Below are 8,240 nucleotides of genomic sequence, written 5' to 3'. Positions count from 1 at the left end.
CTCGCACTCCACCGTTCGGAGGCTCAGCGACCGGTTGGGTCGGCATTGTCTGCTGTTCCACGAGTCCATGCGGCCGAATACGTGCCCGAACGAGCCCCTCGTTCTGGACGGCTTCCGGACCTTCGAGCACAGCCCGTACTGGCCGATGGACCTGAACCTGGTCGTGGGAAGAAGCCTTTTCGTCTACGGCTTCAACGAGGCCGAGCTTCGTCGAAGCGGCACGATGAGGCCTTCTCAGGCCGTGAAACGACAGATCCTGGAGAAGAGATTCGGCCGCCCGGACCCGCAGGCGACGCGGAAGCGGGTGGAGGAGCTACTTCGCCGAGTCGTCCCGCCGAGAGGCGTCGTGGAGCTACGGAGCGACGAGCACCAGGCCTACCCGCGGGCGATGGCGCGTCTTACGGATCGGAAGTTCGTTCATGGGCAGACGAGCTCGAAGGAAGCGAGGACGCCCGAGAACCCGCTCTTCCCGGTGAACCTGTCGGACCTGCTGATCCGCCACTGCAGTGCGAACCACAAGCGAGAAACGATCGCGTTCTCGAAGCGGCGGCAGTCGGCGCTGTACCGGATGGCGATCTGGGCGGTGTGGCGGAACTACCTGAAGGATCGGTCGGAGAACCGAAGGAAAGGGACACCGGCGCAGGCGTTGGGGATCACGAGGCGGGTGCTGGAACTGAAGGACGTGCTTCGTGAGCGGCTGTTCGCAGGTCGGATCGCTTCGGTCCGGGGCTGGCTGGCGGAGTGTTACTTCGGTCGGATCCGGACGCGGGCGATCGAGAACTGCCGAGAGCATCGGGCGAGGTTCGCGATCTAGGGAGTTCGGGGGGGGAGACGTCGCGTTCCGGGCGAGTCTGGTCAGGTGAGGCGCAATCATCGGTCCACGTCTCACGGATCGGGCCCTTGACCGGCCCGTTCGTCCCAGCGGGGCGAACGAACGGAAGGGCCGACTCGTCTACGGAGTCGTCGACGACCGCATGGGCGATGAGATCCGCGCGCTCCGCATAGAGAGGTTCCCGAACAACCACCCAATCACCACGTTCCCCACAAGATCGGGAGTCGGCGCTGGGTTAGGTGTGTTTCAGGAGGAACACGCATGCCTCGCTTCTACCGTGTTCACACGATTTTCTTCGTCCTCGCGCTACCCCTGGGACTCCTGGGGCTCGGACCGCAGGGAGTCGCCGCCGCGACGGTCTTCGGTGGCGATCAGTCGATCACCGCGACCGCCACGCAGCCGGCGCAGGCCGTGCCCGCGGACCTCGACGGCGACGGTGACCTCGACGTCCTGACGACCGCTTCCGGCGACGACACGGTGGCCTGGTTCGAGAACGTCGACGGAGCCGGACTCTTCGGGCCGGAGCGGGCCCTCTCGGCCCTGGCCGACGGCGCCTGGGGCGTGGCGGCCGCTGATCTCGACGGCGACGGAGACCTCGACGTGCTGGTGGGCGCGGAAATCGCAGACACCGTTCTCTGGTACGAGAACACAGACGGTGATGGCACCTTCGGACCCGCGCAGACGGTGGTGGCCTCGGTGAACGGCCCCCGCTTCGTGGCCGCCGCGGACGTCGACGGCGACGGCGACCTCGACGTGGTGGCGACCGCCCGCGGCTCGGACGCGGTCTTCTGGTATGCGAATACCGACGGTCTCGGCAACTTCGCGGCCGGCGTGCCGGTCGCCTCGGGTCCGAATGATCCGATCTGGGCCGAGCCCGCGGACGTGGACGGCGACGGCGACCTCGACGTGCTGGTCTCGTCGTCCCAGGACGCTACCCACGCCTGGTACGAGAACCTCGACGGGGCGGGCAGCTTCGCGCTGGGCGGGACGATCACGACCGGGGCGAACTCGGCGCGCGCGGTGGGCGCCGTCGACGTGGACGGGGACGGCGATCTGGACGCCGTGGGCAGCGCCGGCTCGGGCGATCGGCTGGCGTGGTACGAGAATCTCGACGGCGACGGCAGCTTCGGTACCGCGCAGAGCATGCCCGGGAGCCTCGCGCCGCAGTCCGCCATGGCCGCCGATCTGGACCAGGACGGAGACCTCGACCTGGTCGCCGCCGAGTTCGGTCAGGACCGCCTCGCGTGGTTCGAGAACACCGACGGCGACGGCACCTTCGCGGGACCGCTCGTCCTCTCGACCGCCGTCGACGGCGCGATCGACGTGCGCGTGGCCGACCTCGACGGCGACGGCGACGCGGACGTGCTCGGCTCGGCCCGACTCGGCGGCGACGTCGTGTGGCTGGCCAACGAATCGATCGGCCGCCGCGTGGCGTTCGGGCGAGCGGGCGAGCGGTGGGATCCGAAGTCGTTCTCCGAAGGCGTTCGGCTCGCGGCGGGCGACCTGGACGCGGACGGCGACACCGACGGCGTCGTCGTTCGCAGATATCGCGACCCTTCCACCAACGAGCTTCGATCCACGCTCGCCTGGTACCCCAACCTCGACGGCCGCGGCGGGATGGGCGTCGAGCAGGCCGTCGCGACGACAGCGGCACAAGAGCTGTTCGCCCACGTCGTCGTGGTCGACATGGATCTCGACCGTGACCTCGACCTGCTCGCGACGCTCCAGCCCTCGGGCGAGATCCTCTGGTACGAGAACGAGGACGGCGCGGGCACCTTCGGCTCGGTCCGGACGGTCTCGGATCTCGTTCCCCACACGAATCGGGTCTGCGCCGCCGACCTCGACGGCGACACGGACGTCGATGTCGTCGCGTCCTCGAACGCGCAGACGATCTACTGGTACGAGAACGCGGACTTCGCCGGGGGGGCCTGGGTCCAGCGGATCATCACGAGCAGCGCCGGAGGGCACTGGGGAACCGGCGGCCCCTCCTGTGCCGATCTCGACGCCGACGGCGACCTCGACGTGATCGCGAGCCACTACCCGGGATTCGGCGGACCGACCGAGCTCTTCTGGTACGAGAACACCGACAGCGAAGGGAGCTTCGGCGCGCCCCAACCGGTGTCGCCCGGCGCGATCGTCAGTGTGCTGTTCGGGCTCGCCGCCGACTACGATGGCGACGGGGACCTCGACGTCGCTTCGCTCAGCATCACGTCGCCGGGCAGGGTCGACTGGCACGAGAACACCGACGGTCAGGGCACGTTCGGCGCGACCCATCCGGTCACCCCGGGCGACGGCCCCACCTTTGCCGTCACGGGTCTCGAGGCTGCGGACCTGGACGCGGATGGGGACGTCGACTTCCTCGCGACCCGTGAGTCCAACGGTGCCGCGATCTGGTTCGAGAACGTCGACGGCCTGGGCTCGTTCGCGGAGGCGCGCGTCGTCGAAGGGGGCCGCCAGGGACGCAACGCCGCCTTTCCGGCCGACATGGACGGCGACGGCGACATCGACGCCCTCACGGCGTTCCAGCTCGGAAGCGGCGCCGACGCCTACTCCGAGCTCGCCTGGTACGAGATCCGCGAAACCGAATCGCCCGCGATCCGGGCTCCGACGATCGCCGGCTCGCAGAGCCTGCCGACCGACGCGCTCGACATCGGCGACCTCGATGGCGACGGCGACGACGACGTGCTCACCGCGTCCACACTGGGGGGCACCCTACGTTGGTACGGCAACCCGCAGGGCGAGGACTGGAGCTGGACCGGCGAGACCCTGACGTTCACGGCTTTCGGCCCGAGCGCCGTGCGAGCGGCCGACATCGACGGCGACGGCGACCTCGACTTCCTCGCCGCGACGGCCGACGACGACACGGTCGTCTGGTACGAGAACATCGCCGGATCCCGGCTCTATGACACGTCGCCGCAGGTCGTGACGACGGTCGCGGACGGCGCGCGAACGCTCGAGCCTGCGGACGTCGATCGTGACGGCGACGTCGACGTGATCGTCGGATCCGCCCTGGACGACGTGGTGGCCTGGTACGAAAACACGGACGGGCTCGGCAGCTTCGGTGTCCGACGGGTCATCTCGGGCGGCGCCGGGTCGGTCCGAACCGTCGCAGCGGCGGACCTCGACGGCGACGGCGACCTCGACGTGCTCTCGACGTCGCCCGACGACGACACGGTCGACTGGTACGAGAACATCGACGGCCTGGGCGGCTTCGGGATTCGCACGGTGACGACCAACCTCGACGAGGCCTGGGCGCTCGCCGTCGCCGATTTCGACGGCGACGGCGACCCCGACGTCGCCGCGACGGGCTCGACGGAGCTGGCGTGGTACGAGAACACGGACGGACAGGCGACCTTCGGACCGGCGCAGTCGATCACGCCGATCGCGGGCGCTGCCGGCCAGCTCGTCGCGACCGACTTCGACGTCGACGGCGACCTCGATCTGCTGGTGTCCTCGAGCGCGAGCGGCACGGTCTCCTGGCTCGAGAACACCGACGGCCTCGGCAGCTTCGCACCCGCTGAGGAGCTCACGCGCAACGCGGGCGGCGTCGAGGCGATCGCCTCGACCGACCTCGACCGGGACGGCAACCCCGACCTGATCTACGCGGCGCCCCCGCTCGACAGGGGGATCCGTTGGAGGCCGAGTCGAGCCGGCCAGTACTCGATGGCGACGACGAACGTGGCGCCCGCGACCGCCGGAGACGCCGAGGTGATCGAGCTGCTCACCCTCGACTTCCAGCACGAGGGAGAGGCCGGCGATCCCGACCTCGAGGTCGCTTCGATCGCGCTGCGGCTCGAGCGTGCTCCGCGAACGAGCGTGGACGTCGAGCCGACGCCGGCGCTCACCGTCGCCGAAGCGAGCGCGCTGATCGATCGCCTCGACGTCTACCGCGACGACGGCTCGGGCGCCTTCGAGGTCGGCCTCGACGCCCGGGTCGGGGACGTCGTCGCGTTCTCTCTGGTGAACGGCGTCCAGACGATCGCGCTCGACGACGGAGCGCCCGAGGCGCGACTCGCCGCCGGCGCCGGCGGTCGGTTCTTCGTCATCGCCACGCTCGGCGCCGCAGCGAGCGCCGCGGACCCGATCGCCTTGCGGATCCGCCCGCTCGCCGACGGCACAGTCGCGGAGTACGTGGGAACGCAGGTCGCGCTCCGCCGCGGTCCCGGGCCGGGCGCACTCCCGCGCGTCGTGGATCTGCCCGAGCCCGGGACCGGATCCCTGCTCGTCGCCGGCGCGCTCCTGCTCGCGGCGTTTGCGCGCTGGCGGTGATTGCCGACGGGGTGACGATCGCCGACCTCACTGGCGCGAGGACGACGATGCGCGCGACCGGAAGACGCGCAAGCACCGCCAGAGAGAAGGAGACGGCGCGAGATCTCGATCGAAACTCCCGAAGCGGGGAGGCACGCCCCCACCCCTTCGTGGCGGCCGGTTCCCCGCATGCGACCTGCTCGGCCCGGCAGGCATTCCGGACGAACTGCCTCGTGTCACCGTTGCCCGAAACGCAGCTCGAATCGGTCGTTCGCCACCGCGTCGTGTGGCTACGCCCGGCTCTCGCTTGCACGCATCGAGGCCGCGACCCGTCGTTCGAGCGCCACCGCCCCCTGCGCCTGTGCGAGCGCGAGCGCCTGTTCGAGTCGGTCCCGACCGGCCGACGGCTCGCCGCGCCGTTCCGCCAGCTCGGCATCGAGCCGCAGCAGCTCGGCGTCGACGAAACGTCCGGTCTCCTTCGCGAGCGCGAGGCCGAGCGCGATCGTCCGGGACGCATCGTCGTCGAGGCCGGCCCGGATCTGCACGCGGGCGAGGCAGGCCATCATCAGGGGCGCGCCGGACCGGTTCCCGGAGTCGCCCATCCCCCCGAGCGCGGCCGCGAAGACCTGCGCGGATCGTGCCGCCTGCGCGGCGTCTCCGCACATGCCTTCCGTCATGGCGACCACCATCCGCGCCACGGAGTCGACGACCGCGTAGCGCTCGCTCGTCGCGACCTCGAGAGACTCGCTCGCGAGTCGAGCGGCGGCCTGCCATTGCTCGCAGAGCACCTCGAAGACGGCGCTCCACATCAGGGAGTAGGCGAGTGCGAAGGAGTCACGGCCCCGCGCGAGCGCGACCGCCTCGGCGAGCGCTGCCCGGCCGGCGTCGGTCTCTCCCGTGAACCACGACGACCATCCGAGCCACTGTCGCAGGGTCACATGACAGTCCTCGGAGAATCCCGACGCGCCGAAATCGTCGCTCGGGAGGACCAGCCCGAGGCCGTTCCGCGCGTTGGCGACGCTCTCCGCGGCGCGGCCGAGATAGAGCAGCGGACCCGCCCGCACGCAGCCCGCCACCTGGAGCATGCGGTCGTCCGCGCGGTCTCCCAGCACCAGGATCTCGTCGTAGCGGTGCAGGGCCTCTTCCATCCGCCCGAGGCTCAGCAGGCCGGCCGCGAGACCGAAGCGGACGATGCCCTCGCGCCGCGCCTCCCCGTGGCGCGCACAGAGCTCTCCCGCTCGCTGCCAGGCGGCGAGGGTCTCGCCGCCCCAGCCCTGGGAGCGGGCCATGGCGCGCGCCAGCGTCATGTGCAGCTCGATCTCGAACTGGTCTCGTGTGCGACCGTCGTCGAGGTGACCCAGCGCGTCGAAGCCCCGTCGCACGTGCAGGAAAGAGGTGTCGCGCCAGTCCTGACTCTGGTCGTCCCCGTCCTGCATCCAAGCGAGCGGGTCGGTGTCCGCGGACGGGTCCTCGAGGTGGTGACCCACGCGGCGGTGGATCTCGACGCGGCGATCCGGGGGCAGCTCGGCGTAGATCGCTTCCCGCACGAGCGGCGACGCGAAGAGGAAGTCGCCGTCCGGCGCGAGGCGGCCGAGCAGGGAGCGATCCGCCGCGGCGAGCGAATCCCTTGCCGCGTCGACGGGACACTTGGCGGCGAACGCGACGTACTCCGCCCCCACCGATTCACTCCCCGTCGCGGCGGCGCCGAGGATCTCGGTTCGGGCGGGTCCGAGCGAGGCCAGTCGACCGCGCACTTCGTCTCGGACCGCGTCGGGCGGCGTCTGGTCCTCGAGCGCGACGGCGAGACCGCGCGGATCCGAGATCAGCGCGCCAAGCTGGAAGGGATTGCCGGCGGTCCGCTCTCGCAGCCGATCGACGAGCGCTTCGCTCGGCGACTCGAGGCCGAGAGGCTCCGCCAACGTCCGGATCGCATCGGCGTCGAGTCCGTCGAGGCGTAGCAGTGCGCACCACGGATGACGGTGGAGGTTCGCGAGGGTGGAAGCGATCGGATCCGAAGCGCGCGGACGCGACGTCCGCAGCGTGCCGATCACCAGGCAGGAGCCGTCGGGCAGCTCGGGCAGGATCCGCTCGAGCACGCGAAGGGAGACGCGGTCGACGAGATCGACGTCCTCGAAGACCAATACCGTCGGTCGACGCCGGGCGAAGCGCTGCACGGCCTCGACGAGCGCGGTCTCCACCGCGTTCCGGCTCGCGAGATCGTCCGGGTCGAGCTGCCCCGAGACGAGTTGCTCGAGCGCGTCCCGCGCAGCCGCGGACGCGGTGTCACCGGCTTCCCGGTCGATTGCGAGATCGGCTCGCGCGATCGGCTCCCAGAATGACAGGGGCCGCTCCTCGAGGCCGGTTCGCCCCCAGCCGCGCAGGAGATGAATGTCCTCGGACGGGGTGGCTTCGAGCAGGCGCTCGATGAGGAACGATTTGCCGATCCCCGGCTCGCCCGAGAGCAGCACCATCCGCCCCTGACCGTCGACCGCCGAGCGCATGGCCGCGTGAAGCGTCTCGAGCTCGGGTTTCCGCCCGAACGACCGATCGCGATCCACGGTGGGGGTCTCGTCGTCCGCGCTGCCGAGCGCCGCCGCCGGCGCGACGAAGCGATAGCCGCGGCCCCTGCGCGACTCGATCCAGTGCGGGTCGCTGCCGCGATCCCCGAGCGCCCGACGCACGTGCTTGAGGGCGGTAGAGAGGGCAGTGTCGGAGACCGCTACCCCCGGCCAGACGCAGTCGAGCAGCTCGTCCTTGGCGATCAGCCGATCCCGATGCTGCACGAGATAGACGAGCAGCTCGAAGGGGCGCGGCTCGAGGGCGACGGCCTCGTCCCCCCGTCGCAGCTCGAGATTCTGCAGGTCGAGGACGAACTCGCCCGAGGCCCCGAGCTTCAGGCGGAGGGGCGGTGAGGCGCGCAGCTCGCTCGACGGCGACGACATGACGCCAGTATAGAAAGTCGAGCCACCCCGGGGTGGACCGAATCCAGGGCGCGTTCTGGTCGTCGATGCGCAAGAACCAGCGGATCCCCACGTTTCCGCCAAGCAGCGCCAGGACTCCCCGAATAATCTGACAGCGTCGAGACGGCGGCGGACACCGAACGAACGAAGCGTCCGCCGGCGGTGAGCCACCCTCGGGGGTGGCGAGGGAGCGCGGGACG

3 protein-coding genes are annotated in these 8,240 nt (G+C 70.5%); 2 read left to right on the top strand and 1 reads right to left on the bottom strand.

All coding sequences use genetic code 11. The features are described 5' to 3' along the window. Both NXI30_28135 and NXI30_28130 read left to right on the top strand, forming a co-directional pair. On the top strand, positions 1-814 hold an 814-nt coding region (locus tag NXI30_28135; GenBank protein MCR9098108.1), incomplete at its 5' end, for a hypothetical protein. 279 nt (positions 815-1,093) lie between these two features. Beyond that, complete coding sequence (locus NXI30_28130; protein ID MCR9098107.1) at positions 1,094-5,101, top strand: VCBS repeat-containing protein; 4,008 nt, start codon at positions 1,094-1,096, stop codon at positions 5,099-5,101. Between the two features lie 269 nt (positions 5,102-5,370). On the opposite strand, the gene NXI30_28125 is transcribed toward NXI30_28130, so the two are convergent. Next, a complete protein-coding gene (locus tag NXI30_28125) occupies positions 5,371-8,022 on the bottom strand; it encodes an AAA family ATPase (GenBank protein MCR9098106.1) in 2,652 nt (883 codons plus the stop codon). Positions 8,023-8,240 lie beyond the last annotated feature (218 nt).

The organism is bacterium, from assembly GCA_024742285.1.
GTDB lineage: Bacteria > Myxococcota_A > UBA9160 > UBA9160 > UBA4427 > UBA4427.
Note: the sequence above shows the minus strand (reverse complement) of the source record. Positions and strands in the feature narration are given on the sequence as shown.

What these genes read in the sequence shown, in the direction of transcription:
- NXI30_28125 (MCR9098106.1), bottom strand. Translation starts at nt 8,022, where the DNA reads ATGTCGTCGCCGTCGAGCGAGCTGCGCGCCTCACCGCCCCTCCGCCTG.
- NXI30_28130 (MCR9098107.1), top strand. Translation starts at nt 1,094, where the DNA reads ATGCCTCGCTTCTACCGTGTTCACACGATTTTCTTCGTCCTCGCGCTA.